Source organism: Methylobrevis pamukkalensis (genome assembly GCF_001720135.1).
GTDB lineage: Bacteria > Pseudomonadota > Alphaproteobacteria > Rhizobiales > Pleomorphomonadaceae > Methylobrevis > Methylobrevis pamukkalensis.
Genome location: NZ_MCRJ01000001.1, coordinates 22,426 through 41,315 on the forward strand (window position 1 = coordinate 22,426; position 18,890 = coordinate 41,315).

General features: G+C 70.6%; 13 protein-coding genes and 3 pseudogenes. 3 read left to right on the forward strand and 13 right to left on the reverse strand.

What is annotated here, in order from left to right; genetic code table 11:
* Window positions 1–16 precede the first annotated feature (16 nt).
* The 11 genes and pseudogenes from A6302_RS00115 to A6302_RS00165 form a co-directional block, all read right to left on the reverse strand.
* Complete coding sequence (locus A6302_RS00115; protein ID WP_069305334.1) at window positions 17–1,180, reverse strand: divergent polysaccharide deacetylase family protein; 1,164 nt, start codon at window positions 1,178–1,180, stop codon at window positions 17–19.
* A gap of 345 nt (window positions 1,181–1,525) precedes the next feature.
* Window positions 1,526–2,854 (reverse strand): S41 family peptidase, encoded by a 1,329-nt coding sequence (locus tag A6302_RS00120; RefSeq protein WP_245293828.1) that lies wholly within the window; start codon window positions 2,852–2,854, stop codon window positions 1,526–1,528.
* Window positions 2,851–4,155, reverse strand: coding sequence for a murein hydrolase activator EnvC family protein (locus A6302_RS00125; protein WP_069305335.1), 1,305 nt, complete (start codon window positions 4,153–4,155; stop codon window positions 2,851–2,853). The genes A6302_RS00120 and A6302_RS00125 overlap by 4 nt, the downstream gene beginning before the upstream one ends.
* An 88-nt stretch (window positions 4,156–4,243) precedes the next feature.
* On the reverse strand, window positions 4,244–4,726 hold the full coding sequence (rlmH, locus tag A6302_RS00130) for a 23S rRNA (pseudouridine(1915)-N(3))-methyltransferase RlmH (protein ID WP_069305336.1): 483 nt from the start codon (window positions 4,724–4,726) through the stop codon (window positions 4,244–4,246).
* A gap of 89 nt (window positions 4,727–4,815) precedes the next feature.
* Window positions 4,816–5,199 (reverse strand): ribosome silencing factor, encoded by a 384-nt coding sequence (gene rsfS, locus A6302_RS00135; protein WP_069305408.1) that lies wholly within the window; start codon window positions 5,197–5,199, stop codon window positions 4,816–4,818.
* 147 nt (window positions 5,200–5,346) lie between these two features.
* Entirely contained in the window at window positions 5,347–5,988 is a 642-nt protein-coding gene (locus tag A6302_RS00140; protein WP_245293830.1) for a nicotinate-nucleotide adenylyltransferase, read from the reverse strand.
* A gap of 23 nt (window positions 5,989–6,011) precedes the next feature.
* Window positions 6,012–7,295 carry a glutamate-5-semialdehyde dehydrogenase gene (locus A6302_RS00145; RefSeq protein WP_069305337.1) on the reverse strand — a complete coding sequence of 428 codons (1,284 nt, stop codon included), beginning with the start codon at window positions 7,293–7,295 and terminating at the stop codon, window positions 6,012–6,014.
* Window positions 7,296–7,416: 121 nt separating this feature from the next.
* Window positions 7,417–7,915, reverse strand: a pseudogene (locus A6302_RS00150) (methyl-accepting chemotaxis protein).
* 418 nt (window positions 7,916–8,333) lie between these two features.
* A pseudogene (locus tag A6302_RS00155) lies at window positions 8,334–9,422 on the reverse strand (methyl-accepting chemotaxis protein); the annotation flags it as partial.
* Window positions 9,423–9,568: 146 nt separating this feature from the next.
* Window positions 9,569–11,218: an AMP-binding protein gene (locus A6302_RS00160; RefSeq protein WP_069305340.1), complete on the reverse strand. Its 1,650-nt coding sequence runs from the start codon at window positions 11,216–11,218 to the stop codon at window positions 9,569–9,571.
* A 138-nt stretch (window positions 11,219–11,356) separates the two neighbouring features.
* On the reverse strand, window positions 11,357–11,929 hold the full coding sequence (locus tag A6302_RS00165; protein WP_083255365.1) for a CAP domain-containing protein: 573 nt from the start codon (window positions 11,927–11,929) through the stop codon (window positions 11,357–11,359).
* A gap of 251 nt (window positions 11,930–12,180) precedes the next feature.
* On the opposite strand from A6302_RS00165, the gene A6302_RS00170 reads away from it, so the two are divergent.
* The gene (locus A6302_RS00170; protein WP_069305341.1) at window positions 12,181–13,347 is read left to right on the forward strand and encodes a M20 aminoacylase family protein; all 1,167 of its coding nucleotides are present in this window, start codon (window positions 12,181–12,183) and stop codon (window positions 13,345–13,347) included.
* 443 nt (window positions 13,348–13,790) lie between these two features.
* On the opposite strand, the pseudogene A6302_RS00175 reads toward A6302_RS00170, so the two are convergent.
* Window positions 13,791–14,566: pseudogene (locus tag A6302_RS00175) on the reverse strand (creatininase family protein).
* A gap of 253 nt (window positions 14,567–14,819) precedes the next feature.
* Window positions 14,820–16,166 (reverse strand): 8-oxoguanine deaminase, encoded by a 1,347-nt coding sequence (locus A6302_RS00180; protein WP_069305342.1) that lies wholly within the window; start codon window positions 16,164–16,166, stop codon window positions 14,820–14,822.
* 246 nt (window positions 16,167–16,412) lie between these two features.
* Between A6302_RS00180 and A6302_RS00185 the strand changes: the two genes are divergently transcribed.
* Both A6302_RS00185 and A6302_RS25045 read left to right on the forward strand, forming a co-directional pair.
* A complete protein-coding gene (locus tag A6302_RS00185; protein ID WP_342586175.1) occupies window positions 16,413–18,338 on the forward strand; it encodes a heavy metal translocating P-type ATPase in 1,926 nt (641 codons plus the stop codon).
* A complete protein-coding gene (locus A6302_RS25045) occupies window positions 18,284–18,655 on the forward strand; it encodes an HAD-IC family P-type ATPase (protein WP_342586176.1) in 372 nt (123 codons plus the stop codon). The genes A6302_RS00185 and A6302_RS25045 overlap by 55 nt, the downstream gene beginning before the upstream one ends.
* The last annotated feature ends 235 nt before the right edge of the window (window positions 18,656–18,890 follow it).

The window sequence follows — 18,890 nt, forward strand, 5'->3', positions numbered from 1 at the left end:
TGGTCCGGTCACACAGTCATCTTTGCAGGGAAGCGGACACGGGCACCAGCGTGATGCCACGGTCTTCGAGGCCGCGTGCCCAGTCGACCACCCGGTTGACGGTCACGGGCAGGGCGGAGGCATAGCCCACAGCAATACCCCGCGTACGGGCAATCTGTTCCAACTGCACGAGGCGCGCATCGATACTTCCCTCATCCGGCGTCGTGTCGACGATCAGGTCGGCCTGGGTGACGGGCACCGAGCGGCGCTTGCCGATCGCGCCGGACTTGCTGCGCGAGGACGAGGCGTCGTCGAAATACATCAGGCCGCGGCGTGACAGCTCGGCGAGCATCGGCTCGAAGGCAGCCGTGTCGGAGGTGAAGCGGGCGCCCATGTAGTTCATCACGCCCACATAGGTGGACAGACGCGCGAGCAGCCATTCCAGCCGCTCGATGTTCTTCTCCGGCGTGTTGGAGGTCAGCAGCGTGTGCGGGCCGGGGTCGTTGTCGGGAAAGTCGAAGGGCTCGAGCGGGAGCTGCAGCAGCAGTTCGTGGCCGTCCTGGCGGGCGCGGCGCTGCCAGAGGTCCAGGCTGTTGCCATAGGGGGCAAAGGCCAGCGTCACCTCGGGCGGCAGCAGGCGCAGCGCCTCCTGCGTGCCGGTCTGGCTGAGCCCGAGCCCGCCGATCACGAGCGCGATCTTCGGCGAGGCCCCGATGATCGACGGTACCGGGCGGGCGTAGGCCTCCATCGGGCGCAGGCCGTCGGCGGCGATCTTCGGCAGCGGGCCGAACGGACCTTCCTCGGTCAGTTCGGCAAGGGCCTGCACCGGCATCGCCACCGCGGTTTCCGGGCCGGCGGGGGCAGCGGTGTCCTCGGCCGGTCCCTCACCGGGGCGGCCGACACTGTCGATGCCGACCTCGTCCGCCGGGTCTGCGGCCGGGCCCACCGGGGCCAGCAGTTCGCCCGCGCCCGACTTGACGCCCACGACCGCCACGCGCTCGCTGCTTGCGTCGGTCTGGCCGTAATCGATCGACGCCACCGCCACCGGCTCGCCGCCGAGCGGATCCTCGACGACGATCACCCAGATCAGCGCCGCGGTGACGAGCAGCGCGAGGGCCGCGACGACGGCCATCACCACGGGCACGTGTCGGCGGGACTTCCTGGGCAGCTGCAGTCCGAGGGGCGACGAGAGATCGTTCATCTGGGCCGGATCATTCCTCTGCGTTTCAGGTCCGCAGGCGGTGTGACGCCCGCCTGGCGGTCAGGCCCGGAGACGCGGCTGCGGCGGGCGGCGGCGATGGCGCCGCACGGCCTCCGCGCCACGATACGCCAGATTCGCCGTCTGCGGGCGGGCTTGCGCCATTCATCTGTGGACAGATCGCAGGACCCGGCCGCGATGCGGCACGGCCGACCTGCAGCCTCTCGAATCGAATGGCCGGGCTTTCGCCCGGCCATCGGTCTGTCGTCGGTTCGCGAACCGCGCTTCAGGGGCGACGGCAACCGCGTCGGACACGCGCCTGTCAACGGGAGCGCGCCGTGGGCGCGATCAGTTCGGCACCGGCTCGCCGGTCTTGGGCGGGAAGGCGCTGTTGGCCTGCAGGCCGCGCAGAAGGTCCAGCGCGGTGTTGAGCTGCTGGTCGTCCTTGGCGTCCGGCGGCACGTAGGCGCCCGATCCGGTCTCTTCCGCGCCGTCCTGCGAGGAGAGGTGGCCGGGGAGGCTGGCCTCGCCGCGGGTCTCGAGCTGGTCCTTCAGCTCCTCGGGCAGTTCCTGCTTCACCTCGATGTCGGGCACGATGCCCTTGGCCTGGATCGAGGTGCCGGACGGCGTGTAGTAGCGGGCCGTGGTCAGGCGGATCGCGCCGTTCTCGCCGAGCGGGATGATGGTCTGCACCGAGCCCTTGCCGAAGGAGCGGGTGCCGAGGATCGTCGCGCGGCGATGATCCTGCAGGGCGCCGGCCACGATCTCGGAGGCCGAGGCCGAACCGCCGTTGACGAGCACGATCACCGGCTTGCCGGTGGCCAGATCGCCGGCCCGGGCGCTGTAGCGGCGGGTTTCCTCCTCGTGACGGCCGCGCGTGGAGACGATCTCCCCCTTGTCGAGGAAGGTGTCCGACACGGCGATCGCCTGGTCGAGCAGGCCGCCGGGGTTGTTGCGCAGGTCGATGACGAAGCCCTTCAGCTTGTCGCTCGGCACGTCCTTCTCGATCTTCTCGATCGCGGCCTTGAGGCCGTCGAAGGTCTGCTCGGTGAACTGCGTGATGCGCACATAGCCGACATCGGTCTCGACGCGCGAGCGCACCGACTGGATCTTGATGATGTCGCGCTTGACCGAGATCTCGATCGGCTTGGTGCCGTTAGCGCGCATCACGGTCAGCGTGATCGGCGAATTCACCGGGCCGCGCATCTTCTCCACGGCCTGCTGCAGGGTCAGGCCCTGCACCTGCTCGCCGTCGAGGGCGATGATCAGGTCGCCGGCGAGGATGCCGGCCTTGGCGGCGGGGGTGTCGTCGATCGGGGTCACGACCTTGACGACGCCTTCCTCCATGGTGACCTCGATGCCGAGGCCGCCGAATTCGCCCTTGGTCTGGACCTGCATGTCCTCGAAGCTCTTCGCATTCATGTAGCTGGAATGCGGGTCGAGCGAGGTCAGCATGCCGTTGACGGCGGATTCGACGAGCTTGGCGTCGTCGGGCACCTCCACATAGTCGGCGCGGATGCGCTCGAACACGTCACCGAACAGCGTCAGCTGGCGATAGGTGTCGGGGCTGGCCGCGTTGGCGACGCCGGTCGACGAGAGGTCCACGTGCTGGATGCCGACGGACGCAGCCACGCCCAGCAGTGCGCCGGAGGCGAGTAGAGAGAATTTCCTGATCATCCGCGAACCTTCCGATCTTCCGAGGCGACCCACCACGGAGACGGGTCGATCGACGTGTCATCCTTGCGAAACTCGATATAGAGAACAGGCTGCGCCACGTTCGAATCCGGTGCCATCGCGCTTACCAGCCTCTGGTCACCCATGACGCCGACGGGTTCTCCCGTCAGTACGAACTGGCCGAGCTCCACGTCGGTGCTTTCCATTCCTGCCAGAACCACATGATACCCGTCTCCGGCGTCGAGGATCAAGAGTCGGCCGTAGGATCTGAAGTCGCCGGCATAGGCGACCCAGCCGTCGCAGGGGGCGATCACCCGCGCGCCGGCCCGGGTGGCGATCGACAGACCCTGCGAAAGCGTGCCGAAGCCGTTGTCCTTGCCGAAGGGCTGCAGCTCCACGCCGCGCACCGGAAGACGCAGGGTTCCGCGGGTTTCGGCGAAGGCGACCGCCGGGCTAAGCCGGCCGCTGTCGCTGGCGGCGGGGCGGTCGGCGGGGGCCGTCGCCTCGGTCCGGCGCGCCGCGTCGAGATCCTTGCCGAGGCTGGCCACCAGGTCTTCAAGACTTCGTGCGCGGGTGGCAAGTTCGCCGGCGCGGGCGCGCTCGTCGGCCAGCGAGGCGGAGGACGTCTCGCCGAGCTTGCGCTTTTCCTCCACGAGCAGGGCGACGCGGGCCTGTTCCTCGGCCATGGCGCGGCGGTCCTCGCCGAGGCGCGCGCTTTCGGCGGCCACCTCGTCGCGCACGCCGACGAGGGCGGCGAGGTCGGACGCCAGCGCATCGGCCTCGGCGCGCAGTTCGGGCAGCACCGCGCCGAAGGCGATCGCCGAGCGCACCGCGCCCAGCGCATCCTCCGGTCGCACGATGATCGCCGGCGGCGGACGGCGGCCGATCCGCTGCAAGGCCGCCAGCACGTCGGCCAGCACGTCGCGGCGGGCATTCAGACTCTTGCGGATGTCGCCGGCGTTGCGATCGAGCCGGGCCAGCCGGTCCTCGCTGTCGGAGAGCTGGCCCTCGAGCGTCTGGATCCGGGCGGCGGTGGTGACCAGCTGGTCGTTGAGGGCGGCGCGGTCCTTGTCGAGGGCCTCGATCTCGGCCTCGAGCTCCTTCTGACGCTCCGCCGAAAGGCGCAGGTCCGACGAGACGGCCTCGAGTTCGGCGGCGCGGGAGGAGCGTTCCGTGGCGATGCGTCCGGTGTCGGGTGCGCCCTCGGCAGGCACGGAGGTGCCCTGTCCGGCGGCGGGCAGCGCCAGGCACAGCCCGGCCAGCAGGCCGAGCACGACAGGAAGATGCCTCGGGGCACGGGTCATGGGCGTCGTCGTCTGGGGGCGCCCGTTCGACGCGGCGTCGGGGGGCGCCGAAGCGGCAGCTTGATTCACCATGGGCTCGTGTCGGAATTCAGGCACGATGATAGGGGTGGCCGGAAAGAATCGTCACCGTCCGGTAGATCTGCTCGGCGACGAGGATCCGGACGATCTGGTGCGGCCAGGTCATGCGCCCGAGGGCGATGCGGCGCGCGGCGCGCTGCAGCACGGCAGGACCGTGGCCGTCGGCGCCGCCGATCAGCAGGGCGAGCTCGCCCTGGCCGGCGTCGCGCGCGGTGCCGATCTCGGCGGCAAAGGCCTCGCTGGAGGGGGTTTCGCCGCGCTCGTCGAGGGCGATCACGAGGCTGCGGTCGGCAAGGCCGGCGAGAAGGGCGGCGGCTTCCTCGTCCTTGCGGGCGGCGGCCTGGGCGGCGCGGCTTTCCGGGATCTCGCGCACGGAGACGCCGGTGAAGCCCACGGCGCGGCCGGCCTTTTCCGCCCGGTCGAGATAGCGGGCGACAAGGTCGCGCTCGGGGCCGGCTTTCAGCCGGCCGACGGCGTGGATGACGATGCGCATGGTCGGAACGCCGCAGGCCTGGCCGGCTCTCACATCGCGAACCGACCGCGGCCGGTCAGGCGGCCGCGCCGGTATTCACGGAAACTGCCTCAGCCGAGCCGGCGTCCGCCGTCCGGATCCGCCCACATCTTCTCGATGTTGTAGAAGGTGCGAACCTCGGGGCGGAACACGTGAACGATGACGTCGCCGGCATCGATCAGCACCCAGTCGCTGGCGGTGAGCCCCTCGACGGCGGCGTTGCCGAAGCCGGCATCCTTGACGTTCGACAGCAGGTGTTCGGCAATGGCGGCGACATGGCGGTGCGACCGGCCCGAGGCGACGACCATGTGGTCGGCGATCGGCGTCTTGGCGGCGATGTCGATGGCGACGATCTCCTCGGCCTTGCTGTCTTCAAGGCTCGAGATGATGGCGGCCAGAAGTGCGGCCGACCGGTCCGTGTCGGTCACGGAAACCGACGCGAGCGGCGCTGGCAGGCGAGCGCCTTCGGACATATGCGGCATGCTCAGGGGTTTGACCTCCGATGGAATCAACACCGGGGCGGAAGTCTCCAGGCGCCCGGCCCGCTCCGCCACATGACGGAACATGCCCTGATTGTGCGCCTTGCGGGTGACTTTTTCAAGTCAGCCCTCCGCGGGGCTGGCCTGCCGCGCGCCGCCGCGCAGCGCCGTCGACGACAGCGACGAGCGCGGACCGGTCAGGAACACCCACGCCGGGGCCTTCGCATCGGCCAGCCCGGCGGCGGCGTCGGAGGCGATCCGGCGGGCGGCATAGCGGCGCGCGGCCGGCGCGGCGAGGGCCCTGAGGCTGGCGCCGGGGCGGTCGACCACGGCGATCGGCAGCGTCTGGCAGATCTCCTGCCAGTGGCCCCAGCGGTGGATCGTCGCCCAGTTGTCGGCACCGATCACCAGCACGAAGCGCACGCCCGGCCGCAGCCGGGTGAGCCGGCGCACGAGATCGATGGTGTAGCGGGTGCCGAGCCGCGTCTCGACGTCGGTGACGATCATGCGCGGATCGCGGGCAAGGCGCCGGGCGGCGGCCATGCGCGTCTCCGGTGCCGGAAGGCCGCCGGTCGCCTTCAGCGGATTGCCGGGGGTGACCAGCCACCAGACCCGGTCGAGCCCGAGCCGGCGCAGGGCGGTCGCCGCCACATGCAGGTGTCCGGCATGCGGCGGGTCGAAGGAGCCGCCGAACAGGCCGACGCGCAGGCCCGGCCGGGTGACGGGCAGGCGCGCCAGCGCCGGGCGGGAAGCGGGGCGTGGCAACGCCGGTCGGGCAGGCGGGCGGTTCAGGGCCGGACCTGCCCGCTGCCGGTGACGCGATACTTGAAGCTCGTCAGCTGTTCGGCGCCGACGGGGCCGCGCGCATGCATCTTGCCGGTGGCGATGCCGATCTCGCCGCCCATGCCGAACTCGCCGCCGTCGGCGAACTGGGTGGACGCGTTCCAGATCACGATCGCCGAATCGATGTGGTTCATGAAGCGGGCTGCGGTGTCGGGATCGGCCGTGACGATCGCCTCGGTGTGGTGCGAGCCGTAGGTCTCGATGTGGGCGATCGCCGCGTCGACGCCGTCGACGATCCGCACCGACAGGATGTTGTCGAGATATTCGGTCGACCAGTCGTCTTCGGTCGCGGGCAGGGCGGCGGGCCAGCGCGCGCGGACGGCGTCGTCGCCGCGGATCTCGCAGCCCTTCGCGGCCAGCGCGTCGAGGATCGGCACGAGATGGGTGCCCGCCACGGCGGCATCGACCAGCAGGGTCTCGGCGGCGCCGCAGACGCCGGTGCGGCGGGTCTTGGCGTTGACGACGATGGCCCGGGCCATGTCGAGGTCGGCCTCGCCGTCGATGTAGACGTGGCAGATGCCCTCCAGATGGGCGAACACCGGCACGCGCGCCTCGGACTGGACGCGGGCGACGAGGCTCTTGCCGCCGCGCGGCACGATCACGTCGATGTTGCCGCCAAGGCCCGTGAGCATCTCGCCCACGGCGGCGCGGTCGCGGGTCGGCACGAGCTGGATGGCGTCGGCGGGCAGGCCGGCGGCCACCAGCCCCTCGGCCAGCGCCGCGTGGATCGCCGCGCAGGTGGCGAAGGTGTCGGAGCCGCAGCGCAGGATCGCGGCGTTGCCGGCCTTGAGCGCAAGGCCGCCGGCGTCGGCCGTCACGTTGGGCCGGCTCTCGAAGATGATGCCGATCACGCCGAGCGGGGTCGCGACGCGCTCGATGGCGAGGCCGTTCGGCCGGGTCCAGGCGGCGAGCACGCGGCCGACCGGGTCGGGCTGGGCGGCGATCTCCTCGAGGGCGACGGCGATCGCCTCGACGCGGGGTCCGGTCAGCGTGCCGCGGTCGAGGAAGGAGGCAAGGCGTCCGGCGGCGGTCATGGCCGCGACCTCGCCGGCGTTGGCGGCAAGGATCGCCGGGGCGGCGCGGCGCACCGCCTCCGCCATGGCGCGGAGCGCGGCGGTCTTGTCGTTGGCGGAGGCAAGGGCAAGGCGGCGCGCGGCGGCGCGGGCGCGCCGGCCGATCTCCGCCATGACGGCGGCCACGTCGCCGCCCTGTTCGATACGCTGAAGCATGGGACCCGTCGTCTGATCGTGCATCGGCCGCCTGCGCTTGGCGCGCAGGGCCGGGTCGCTCTACATAGACCCGCGCCGGCCCGCGGCCAAGTCCGGCGTCATGGCGACGCCCGGGTCCGGGTCAGGCTGCGGTCACCTCGCCGAGGAAGCGGTCGATCCGCCCGGTGAGGTCGCGGGTCCGTTCGGCGACGTCGCGCGCCGAGGCGGAGACCCGGGCGGCGGAGCGGGAGGTCTCGCCGCTGGCGCGGCCGACGCTCTCGATGCTGGTGTCGACCTCGACCGCGCCGGAGGAGACCCAGGTCACCGTGGCGCTGATCTCGCTGGTGGCCGCGCCCTGCTGGCGCACGGCCGAGGCGATGGCGCCGGTGTAGGCGGAGACCGTCTCCATGATGCCGGTGATCTCGCGGATCGTCTCGACCGTCTCGGTGGTGGACGACTGGATGTCGCCGACGTGGCCGGCGATCTCCTCGGTGGCCTTGGCGGTCTGGCTGGCCAGCGACTTCACCTCGGAGGCGACCACGGCAAAGCCGCGCCCGGCCTCGCCGCGCGCGCCGCTCGATGGTCGCGTTGAGGGCGAGCAGGTTGGTCTGGGCGGCGATCGCCTGGATCAGCGCCACCACGTCGCCGATCTGGCGGGCGGCGTCGGTGAGGCGGCGGACCTTGTCGTCGGAGGCCCGGGCGCTCGGCGGCGCGGGTGACGACGTCGTTGGTCTGGGCGACCTGGGTCTCGATCTCGGTGATCGAGGCGCTGAGTTCCTCGGCGGCGCTGGCGACGGTCTGCACGCCGCTGCGGGTCGAGGCCGAGGCGGTGGCGGCGGTGCCGGTCCGCTCGGCGGTTTCCTCGGCGATGGCGATCATGGCACCGGCGGTGCCTTCCATCTCCTCCATCGACACGGCCACCATGTGCAGCGTGTCGCGCACCTCGGCCCGGAAGCCGGCGATCAGGTCGTCGACGCGGGTCTGGCGGGCAAGGCGGGTTTCGGTCTCCTGCCGCGCGTCGTCGGCAAGGCGGCGGCGCTCCAGCGCGTTGTCGCGGAACACGGCGACGGCGCGGGCCATGTCGCCGGCCTCGTCGGCGCGGTGGGTGTCGGGCACCTCCGGCGCGCCGCCCTCGGCGAGCGCGGTCATCACGGCCTTCAGCCGTCCGAGCGGACCGGTGATGCCGCGGGCGATGGCGGTGTTGAGCGAGACGCCGACGAGGAGGGTGACGAGGGCGACGGCGGGCAGCACCATCATGGTGCGCTGGGCCACCGCGTCGGCATGGGCGGCCGCGGCAGCGCGGCGCTCGTCGGCGGCCGCGACGATGGTGTCGACCATGGCGGGGACGAGGTCGAAGTTCAGGCGCAGCTTGTCGACCACCGGCGTGCGGGCGACCAGCGCATCCGACCAGGCGGAGAAGGTCGCGGCGTAGCTGTCGCTCAGCCGCTGGATCTCCGCCTTGTCGGCGTCGCCGATCGCGGCCTTGCCGACATAGCGGCCAAGGCGGCCGATCGCCGCCTCGACCGAGCCGTGGGTCGTTGCATCGACCACGCGCTGGAACTCGCTGCGGGCAAAGCTGAGCTGGGCGAAGCCCTGGACGATGCGGACGGTGGCCTCGTTCATCCCGCTTTTCGAGATCTTGTTGATATGGCGTCCAAGCGCGCCTTCGGCGGCCAGGAAGTCGCCGTGCAGGCCGCTGTCGGCGTCGTAGCCGATCGCCGCCTGACGGCTGTCGAGCTCGCCGAAGAAGGTGACGATCGTGCGCAGCGCGTCGGCGAGCGCCGCGACGTCGTCGGTCGGCAGGCCGAGGTCGCCGACCGCGCCGGCCAGCGCATCGGCACGCAGCACGGCGGCGTCGGCGGCGGTGCGCATCTCGGCCGCCCGGGCCGCGGTCGGTGCGGCCACGAAAGTCTGCTCGATCACGATCAGGTCGGCGGTGTCGGCCTCGACGCCAAGGGCCGCGACGGCGACGGCCGAGGCCCTCGCCAGGGCGTCGTCGGCCTTGCGGATGTCGAGAAGGCCGTAGATCGCGGCCGCAGCGATCAGGATCAGGCCCGTGACCCAGACGAGGCTGGACAGGGTGAGGCGAAAACGCAGGGAACGCCCTGAGAACAGGGAAGCGATACGGGGAGACGCGGCGACGGCCATTGGATGTGATTCCGCATGGTTGCTACTCTTGCGTCAAAATATGTCATACCTGTTTATAAGATATTGATGGATATCGCGGAAATGCTGGGCAGCCTGCCTTTTGGACAGGCATACGCAGTCGCACATATGCCCGCAAAACCCACTGTTCACCCAGGCGCGCCGTTGTCGGCGGCTTCCGTACGGACCCGGTCCCGGAACAGACGTCGGATCACCTTGCCGGAGGTCGTCAGCGGGATCTCGTCCACGAAATCGATCTCGCGCGGGTATTCGTGCGGCGACAGCCGCGCGCGGACGAAGGCCTTGATGTCCTCCACGAGCGCGGCGTCGGTGACGACGCCCGGCTGCGGCACGATGAAGGCCTTGACGATCTCGGTGCGCAGCGGGTCGGGCTTGCCGACCGCGACGGCAAAGCGCACGGCCGGATGGGCGGCGAGGCAGTCCTCGATCTCGCCGGGGCCGATTCGGTAGCCGGCGGAGGTGATCAGGTCGTCGTCGCGGCCGATGAAGGTGATGTAGCCGTCCGTGTCCATCACGCCCTGGTCGCCGGTGGTCATGAACTCGCCGACGAATTTTGCCGCCGTTGCCTCCGGCTGGTTCCAGTAGCCGAGGAACATGACCGGGTCGGGGCGGGCGATGGCGATCTGGCCGGTCTCGCCGGGCGCCGCGCGGCTGCCGTCGTCGCGCAGGATCGCCACGTCATGGCCGGGCACCGGTTTGCCGATCGCGCCCGGGCGGCTGACGCCGAGCCCGGCGCAGGAGCCGATCACGGCATTGCACTCGGTCTGGCCGTAGAATTCGTTCACCGGCACGCCGAAGGCCTCGCGCGCCCACAGCAGCGTGTCGGCGCCGAGCTTCTCGCCGGCCGAGCCGATGGCGCGCAGCTTCAGGCGGTCGCGGTCGATGGCGATGCCCTCGGCACGGATCATCTTCAGCGCGGTCGGCGGCAGGAAGGCATTGGTGACCCTGTGGCGCGCCATCAGGTCGAGGGCGCGGGCGGGGTCGAACTTGGTGAAGCGGAAGGCGACGACCGGCACGCCGTAATGCAGCGCCGGCATCAGCGCGTTGAGCAGGCCGCCGGCCCAGGCCCAGTCGGACGGGGTCCACATCACGTCGCCGGGCTGGGGCATCATCTCCTGCGAGAGCTGGATCCCGGGCAGATGGCCGAGCAGCACCCGGTGGCCGTGCAGTGCCCCCTTGGGTGCGCCGGTGGTGCCGGAGGTGTAGATCATCAGCGCCGGATCGTCGGGCCGGGTCTCGACCGGCTCGAAGCGGTCGGAGGCGCGGCCAAGGGCGGTCTTGAAGTCCTCGGCGCCGGGGCCGGGGCCGCCGACGCTGAGCATGAGGGCGAGCGCGGGCAGGTCGGCGCGCAGCGGCGCCACCTTCTCGGCGCCCTCGACGGTGGTGACGAGCGCCTTCACGCCGGCGTCGGCGAGGCGGTATTTCAGGGCGTCTGCGCCGAACAGGATTGCCAGCGGCACGGCGATGGCGCCGAGCTTGTAGACGGCCACATGGGCGATCACCGCCTCGGCCGACTGCGGCAGCAGGATGCCGACGCGGTCGCCGGGGCCGACGCCCTCGGCGGCGAGCAGGTTGGCAAGGCGGCTGGCGCGGCGGGCGAGAAAGCCGTAGGTGGCAAAGCGCGGCGGACCCGCCTCGCGATGGATGATCAGCGCCGGCCGGTCCGGCTCGACCGCGGCCCAGCGGTCGATCACATCGACGCCGATGTTGTAGAACCCCGGAATCTCGAAGGCGAAACGCCGGGCAAGATCGAAGTCACTGGCGGGTCTGGTCAACATCTTTGCGGCCTGTGGTGTTGGACGGGCAGTCTGCTCCTTTGCAGTGCACAAAGCAATTCTTGTGTGCGGCGCAACATCGCCAGGACATCTGGCCGTGCGTCGCGCCGCGGGTTCAGGTCGTCGCCGTAACCGTTCCCCTCACTGGGCGGCGAAGGGCCCCGACACGGCCGCCTGCATCTCCGGCGGCTTCGGCCGGGCAACGATCAGGCACCAGAACACCTTGTATTTGGAGTCCGGATTGTAGGCAGCGCCGATGCCCATCACCGTCATCTCCGGATCCTTCATGCCGGCGTCATGGCGCGGCGAGGCGCGCCATTCGGAGAAGACGTTGGCGATCGTGCGCGGGCCGGCGGCGATGTTCTCGCCGGCGGTGAGATAGGCGTAGCCGCCGTCGCGCAGGCGCTTCAGCAGCGTGCCGTAGGGATTGAGGGCGTGGGACATCTTGTCGGAGCGCGCCATGTTCTCGGCATACTGCTGGGCGATGCGCGACAGTTCCGGATCGAGCGCCAGCGGCTGGCCGCCGTTGGAGACGCGGTACTGGCTGATGATCTCGGTCATCTTCTGCTGGTCGACGCGGGCGCCGGGGCGGGCGAGATCGTCGTAGAAGCTCGGCCGTGCGGCCGTCGTCGTCGGCGCGGTGCTGCTGCAGCCGGACACGACGAGAAGAAGCGCGGCGGCGAGCGGCGCGAGGAAGGCGCGGAACATCGTCATGACAAGTCCAGGAACAGGTCCGGCCGATGCCGGACGAAGACGGGAAGATGGCGGCGACGCGTCGAGATTCGGTTAATGCCCGCGAGTCGCCACCGGCTGGCCCGATCGCGCCACCGGAATGCAGCGTAAGTGCGGCGTCTTGCGGCCCTGCGGCCGAACGGCCATGCCGCGATGCAAGAAAGCCGTTTCGGCCAGCTCCGACGTGGCCTAGTGTCGTGCAGTCATCCTGCCGCCCGGAGCCCTCCGTCCGCATGCCGCTCATCAACCGCATCGCCGAAACCGCGCCGGAGATCGCCGCCTGGCGCCGGCATCTCCATCGTCATCCCGAGCTTCTCTACGACGTGCACGAGACCGCCGCCTTCGTGGCGGACAAGCTGCGCAGCTTCGGGCTCGACGAGGTGGCGACCGGCATCGGTCGCACCGGCGTCGTCGGCGTGCTGCACGGCCGCAACGGCGCGGGCGGCCCGATGATCGGCCTGCGCTCCGACATGGATGCGCTGCCGATCGAGGAGGCGGTGGAACGGCCGCACGGCTCGGTGCATCCGGGCAAGATGCACGCCTGCGGCCATGACGGCCACATGGCGATGCTGCTGGGCGCGGCGGAGCATCTCGCCTCGACCCGCAATTTCGACGGCAGCATCGCCTTCATCTTCCAGCCGGCCGAAGAGGGCGGGGCGGGGGCGAAGGCGATGCTCGACGACGGGCTGTTCGAGCGCTTCCCGGTCGGGCGCGTCTACGGCATGCACAACATGCCGGGGCTTGGCGTCGGCCGCTTCGCGCTGCGGCCGGGCGCCTTCATGGCCTCGGCGGATGTCTTCGCGGTGGAGATCGAGGGCCGCGGCGGCCATGCGGCCAAGCCCGACGAATGTCTCGATCCGGTGCTGGCCGGGGCGGCGATGGTGCTGGCCCTGCAGCAGGTGGTGGCCCGCAACGTCGATCCGCTCAAGGCCGCGGTGATCTCGGTCACCTGCTTCAACGCCGGCACCACCAACAACGTCATCCCGCAGACGGCGCGGATCTCCGGCACGATCCGCAGCCTCGATCCGGCCGTGCGGGCGCAGCTGGAGGCGCGGACCCGTGCGGTCATCGCCGGGATTGCCAGCGCCCACGGCGTCGAGGCGCGCTTCACCTTCCGCAGCGGCTATCCGGTCACCGTCAACGACCCGGACGAGGCGGCGGTTGCCGCCGGCATCGCCCGGCGGGTGGCCGGCGACGGCATGGTCGACGACGACCGCGCGCCGCTGATGGGCGCGGAAGACTTCGCCTACATGCTCGAGCGGCGGCCCGGGGCGATGATCTTCGTGGGCAACGGCGCCAGCGCCGGGCTGCATCATCCAGCCTACGACTTCGACGACGCGGCGATCCCCCACGGCGTCTCCTACTGGGTGACCCTCGCGGAGACCCTGCTGCCCGGCTGACGATCCTGCGTTCGAGCGACCGGGACTGGAGTCGTCCGCGTCTGTGGAAAACCCGCCTCCGGCGGTGGATAGCCTGTGGATAAGGCTGCTCGGCTGTCTTCACTGCGACAGCGCCCGTCATGATGCGTATTGCTTCCGTTCAGGGCAACGAGCCTGTCGTTCCGGATATGTCCCGGAGCCTCTCGCGGCGGCGAAAAGATATGCCAGACGGCTCGGCTCCGAAAGCCGTGTCCCGTCCGCACGATAGCTGGCACCTCGCAAGGCCGGCCGCCTGGGCGCCGTCGCGCTGCAAAACCCGAACATGAACATGTGCTTATGGGAGGATCGACGGGCCGCGCCTTGCGCCGGCCTGTCAAGGCCGCGTCCGCTGCCGCAAGATGCGGCGGCCCGCTTGAGCAGCCGTGATCCCCTTGATGCGGTGGCTTTGCCGGATCCTATGCCGGCTAAACTTGATCGGTGGCGTCGAGCTGCTCCACGGGGAAGCTGTGGATATCGTGGAGAAGTTCGACAAAACCGCGTGCGGCGTGGTCGACCGAGAGCCGGCCCTTCTCGGCGGTGGCCGAGGCGGCGTCGCCGACGGTGCGGCCGGGTTGAGGTCCTGGGCCTTCCAGCCGAACTGGGCCGGGCCGTGCGCGCGCAGGTGCCGGGCCTGCCTCACCAGATCCTCCTGCGCGGAGCGGAAATCCTCCGCCACGGCCATGTCGACAAGATCCGGGCGCAGGTGCAGCAGGATCGAGGTCTCGATGTCGCCGCCGTGGATGCCGAAGGCGCGCTCGCGGTCGGTGTAGAGGCCGTCCGGCTGGCCGAAGCGCAGCCAGCTCGTCGCCACCGCCAGCATGCGGTGGCGGATGCGCATCTCGCGGGCGACGATGTCCATGATCGGCACGTTGCCGCCGTGGGAGGTGACGATCACCAGCTTGCGGATGCCGGCGCGGGCGAGGCTGTCGCCGATCTCGATCCACGCCTTGGTCACGATCTCCCACGACAGGGTCAGCGTGCCGGGGCTGTCGATATGCTCGTCGGACTTTCCCACCGCCTGAACCGGCAGGAAGGTGACGGGCAGATGATCGGGCAGCAGCTCGATCGTCCGCGCGATCTGGCCCTCGGCGATCGTCGTGTCGGTGGACACCGGCAGATGCGGCCCGTGCTGCTCGATCGCCGCCACGGGCAGCACGGCGATCCACGCCGAAGTGTCGGTGCGGAACTCCGGGGCGCGCATCTCGGCGAAGTGGCGGCGGGGGAGGGTCATGGTGTGGTCATCCTGAAACGCCCGTGATCCGGGCCGGCGCCGCTACCCCTCGCCCTGACCCTCCCCCGCAAGGGGGGAGGGGACGAAAGAGGCGGCTTCATTGATCATTCCGGCGCCGCGTTGCGACGAAAGGTCGAAGAGAGCAAAAACGCCGAGTCCGGCGCCCCCCCTTGTGGGGGAGGGTCAGGGAGAGGGGCAGGCCACACGGCAGGACCCATCCCCCTTACAGCGCCTCGAGGAACTTCTTCGCGGCCTCGCCGTGCTCGTAACGGAGCCGCGCGACGTCGACGCCGAGGGGGGCGCCGTCGGTGACGCGCCACTTTCCGGCGACCATCACCCGGTCGGCGGCGTGGGCGCCGCAGAGGATGAGGGCGGCGAGCGGATCGCCGGCGCCGGAAAAGCGCAGTTCGTCGAGGGTGAACATCGCCATGTCCGCCTGCTTGCCGGCGGCGAGCTTGCCGATGTCATCGCGGCCGAGGCAGCGGGCCGAGCCTTCGGTTGCCCATTTGTAGACGTCGAAATGGGTCACCGAGGCCGCATCATAGGTGAGGCGGCCGATCATCAGAGCGTGGCGCAGGGATTCCATCAGGTTCGAATTGTCGTTGGAGGCCGAGCCGTCCACGCCGAGGCCGACCGGCGAGCCGGCGGCGTCGAGCTCCTTGGTGCGGCACTGGCCGGAGGCGAGCACCATGTTCGAGGTCGGGCAGTGGCAGACGCCGACGCAGGCATGGCCGAGGCGCTTCACCTCGTCGTCGTTGAAGTGGATGCCGTGGGCGAGCCAGACCCGATGGTTCATCCAGCCGACCTCTTCGAGATAATCGACCGGGCGGCACTGGAAATGCTCCAGGCAATAGGCGGTCTCGTCGCGGGTTTCGGCGAGGTGGGTGTGGAGGCGCAGGTCGTATTTCTCGGCCATCTGCGCCGAGAGCACCATGACCTCCTTCTTGACGTTGAAGGGCGCGCAGGGGGCGAGCGCCACCTTCAGCATCGCCCCCTCCGAGGCGTCATGATACTTGCCCACCACCCGCTCGCAGTCGGCCATGATCGTGTCGGTGTCCTGCACCGTGCCGGGGATCGCCGAGCCGCCCTCCTCGACGGTGAGGTTCATCGAGCCGCGGGTCAGCGTCATGCGCATGCCCAGCTTGCCGGCCTCCTCGGCCTGCACGTCCATGGCGTTGTCCATGGTCGGCGTGTAGAGATAGTGGTGGTCGGAGGCGGTGGTGCAACCGGACATCAGCAGTTCGGTCAGCGACAGGCGCGTGGCGAGGCGGAAGGCGTCGATCCGCACGTTCTTCGCCCAGATCGGATAGAGCGCGTCCAGCCAGGGAAAAAGCTCCTTGTTGATCGCGGCCGGATGGGCGCGGGTCAGCGTCTGGAACATGTGGTGGTGGGTGTTGACGAGGCCCGGGATCACCACATGACGGGAGGCGTCATAGGTCTCGTCGACCGGCGCCGACGGCGAACGGCCGCTCGCCACCAGTTCGACGATCTTCGCGCCGTCCACCACCACGCCGCCGCCCGCGTCGCCCTCGGCCAGAATCGCCAGCGGGTTCTTGATCCAGAGCCTCATGAGGGACAGCCTTTTCAGCAGGTTGCGGCAGGAATGCGGTTGCCTCCCGGTGAGTCACGGGCGGGCAACGGTCGGGCCGGAGCATAGCAACGGGCATCGCACGGACGCGAGTGCAAAAGATGCGCAGGCTCCGCCCGGGGGCAAGGCAGCGTCGGCCGGCGCAGATCGGCCCTTGACCTTCCAGTGACTGGAAGCCCCACATCAGGCCTCGACACCCCCTCGAGCCCGAAAAACGGAGCCGCCGCCATGACCGCCCCCCTTTCCTCCGCGCCATCGGCCGCCGCGCCTGCTGCCGCGCCCCTGCGCCGGACCCTCGACATCCGCGGCATGACCTGCGCGGCCTGTTCGGCGCGGGTCGAGAAGGTGCTGTCGCGGGTCGACGGCGTGATCGAGGCGCATGTGAACCTGCCGCTGGAGCGGGCCGACGTGGTGCTGCGGCCGGGCACGGCGGATGCGGCGCTCGTCGAGGCCGTCGATCTCGCCGGCTACGAGGCGATCCTGCGGGCCGACGATCCGGCGGCGCGGCGGCGGGCACGCGAGGAAGCCGAGGCGGTGCAGCTGGCCGAGTGGCGCAGCACGCTGGTCGTCTTCGTCGTCTCGGCGCTGCTGACGGCGCCGTTCCTCTATGCCATGGCCGGCATGGCGGTGGGCAACCATCACCTGCTGTCGCCGGTCACCCAACTCGTGCTCGCCGGCCTCGTGCAGGTGATCGCCGGCGCGCGCTTCTATCGCGGCGCCTATCACGCGCTGCGCGGCGGCAGCGCCAACATGGACGTGCTGGTGGCGCTCGGCACCACCACCGCCTTCGTCTTTAGCGCCGTGATGGTGCTGACCCGCGGCCATGCCGCCGCCGGCCATCTCTATTTCGAGGGCTCGGCGACGATCCTGACCCTGATCCTTGCCGGCAAGCTGATGGAGGCGCGGGCGAAGGCCGGGACGACGGCGGCGATCCGCGCGCTGATGAAGCTGCGGCCCGAGACCGCCTCGCGCGTCACGCCGACCGGCGAGGAGACCGTGCCGGTGGAGGCGCTCGGCCTTGGCGATCTCGTGCGGGTGCGGCCCGGCGAGCGGGTGCCGGTCGACGGCGTCGTCGTTGCCGGTCAGTCGAGCCTCGACGAAAGCCTTGTCACCGGCGAGAGCCTGCCGGTGGAGAAGGGCGAGGGCGAGAAGGTCATCGCCGGCACGCTCAACGGCGAGGGCGTGCTGACCCTGCGCACGAGTGCACTCGGGGAAGACACCACGCTCGCCCGCATCACCCGCATGGTGGAAAACGCCCAGACCGGCAAGGCGCCGGTGCAGAAGCTGGTGGACCGGATCTCGGCGGTGTTCGTGCCGGTGGTGGTGGTGATCGCCCTTCTGGCGTTTTCCGGCTGGATGATCGCCGGGGCGGGGCTGGAGGCGGCGCTGGTTGCCGCCGTCTCCGTGCTCGTGGTCGCCTGCCCCTGCGCGCTGGGGCTGGCCACGCCGACCGCGCTGGTGGCCGGCACGGGGGCGGCGGCGCGGGCCGGCATCCTCGTCAAGGATGTGGACACGCTGGAGCGTGCCCACCGGATCGACACGGTGATCTTCGACAAGACCGGCACGCTGACGGTCGGCCGGCCGGCGGTCACCGACGTGGTGGCGGCGAATGGCGACACGGACGGACTGCTGGCACTCGCCGCCGCCGTGCAGGGCGAAAGCCGCCATCCGCTGGCCGGCGCCGTGGTGGAGGCGGCGGGGGGCAGGGGCCTCGTCCTCCTCCCGGTGAGCGAATTCCGCAGCCACACGGGGCGGGGCGTTTCGGCAACCGTCGAGGGCGAGACCATCGCGATCGGCAATGCGGCGCTGATGGCCGAACTCGGGGTGGACGTCGGGCGGTTCGACAAGGACTTCGCGCGGCTGGAAGCCGAGGCGAAGACGGTGACCCATGTGGCGCGGGGCGGCGTGGCCATCGGCCTGCTGGCCCTCGCCGACACCCTGCGGCCCGAGGCGGCCGAGGCGGTCCTGATGCTGAAGGCGAAGGGCATCGAGGCGCGGATGCTGACCGGCGACAGCGCGGCGGTGGCAAAGGCGATTGCCGACAAGGTGGGTCTCTCCGGCTGGCGCGGCCCGGTGCGGCCGGAGGAAAAGAGCGCGAGGTGGCCGCCCTGCGCAAGGCCGGCCGCCATGTGGCCATGGTCGGCGACGGGGTGAACGACGCCCCGGCGCTGGCCGGCGCCGACGTCGGCATCGCCATCGGCACCGGCTCGGACGTGGCGCTGGAGACGGCGGGCATCACCCTGATGCGCCCCGATCCGCGGCTGGTGCCCGCCGCCCTCGACATCGCCGCGGCCACCTGGTGGCGGATCCGCACCAACCTGTTCTGGGCCTTCGCCTTCAACCTCGTCGGCATTCCCGTCGCCGCCTTCGGCCTCCTCACCCCGGCGCTGGCCGGCGCAGCCATGGCGGCGAGCTCCGTGACGGTGGTGACCAACGCGGCGCTGCTGACGCGGTGGCGGGCGAAGTTTTGAGGGGGCGAGCGTTATGGCTGGAGCTTGAGTCGGGGATGCGAAGCGTTGGTTCCGGCAGCGCCGGATGCTGCTTCGGAAGGGGCAAACTTGCCGCCTCTCCGCCTCTCCATCGCCGTCATTCCCGCGAAAGCGGGAACCCAGCAGTCGGCAAGGGTGGCGCCGGCGGGTGAGGAATTCGGCACGTTTGTGGTGAGGTCTCGATCTCTTCCGAGGGGCTACTCCCGCGGAGCGATGG

Excerpts from the sequence above, each read along its gene's own strand:
- A6302_RS00115 (WP_069305334.1), bottom strand. The coding sequence starts at position 1,180 with ATGAACGATCTCTCGTCGCCCCTCGGACTGCAGCTGCCCAGGAAGTCC.
- A6302_RS00120 (WP_245293828.1), bottom strand. The coding sequence starts at position 2,854 with ATGATCAGGAAATTCTCTCTACTCGCCTCCGGCGCACTGCTGGGCGTG.
- A6302_RS00125 (WP_069305335.1), bottom strand. The coding sequence starts at position 4,155 with ATGACCCGTGCCCCGAGGCATCTTCCTGTCGTGCTCGGCCTGCTGGCC.
- rlmH (WP_069305336.1), bottom strand. The coding sequence starts at position 4,726 with ATGCGCATCGTCATCCACGCCGTCGGCCGGCTGAAAGCCGGCCCCGAG.
- A6302_RS00145 (WP_069305337.1), bottom strand. The coding sequence starts at position 7,295 with ATGCTTCAGCGTATCGAACAGGGCGGCGACGTGGCCGCCGTCATGGCG.
- A6302_RS00160 (WP_069305340.1), bottom strand. The coding sequence starts at position 11,218 with ATGTTGACCAGACCCGCCAGTGACTTCGATCTTGCCCGGCGTTTCGCC.
- A6302_RS00165 (WP_083255365.1), bottom strand. The coding sequence starts at position 11,929 with ATGACGATGTTCCGCGCCTTCCTCGCGCCGCTCGCCGCCGCGCTTCTT.
- A6302_RS00170 (WP_069305341.1), top strand. The coding sequence starts at position 12,181 with ATGCCGCTCATCAACCGCATCGCCGAAACCGCGCCGGAGATCGCCGCC.
- A6302_RS00180 (WP_069305342.1), bottom strand. The coding sequence starts at position 16,166 with ATGAGGCTCTGGATCAAGAACCCGCTGGCGATTCTGGCCGAGGGCGAC.
- A6302_RS00185 (WP_342586175.1), top strand. The coding sequence starts at position 16,413 with ATGACCGCCCCCCTTTCCTCCGCGCCATCGGCCGCCGCGCCTGCTGCC.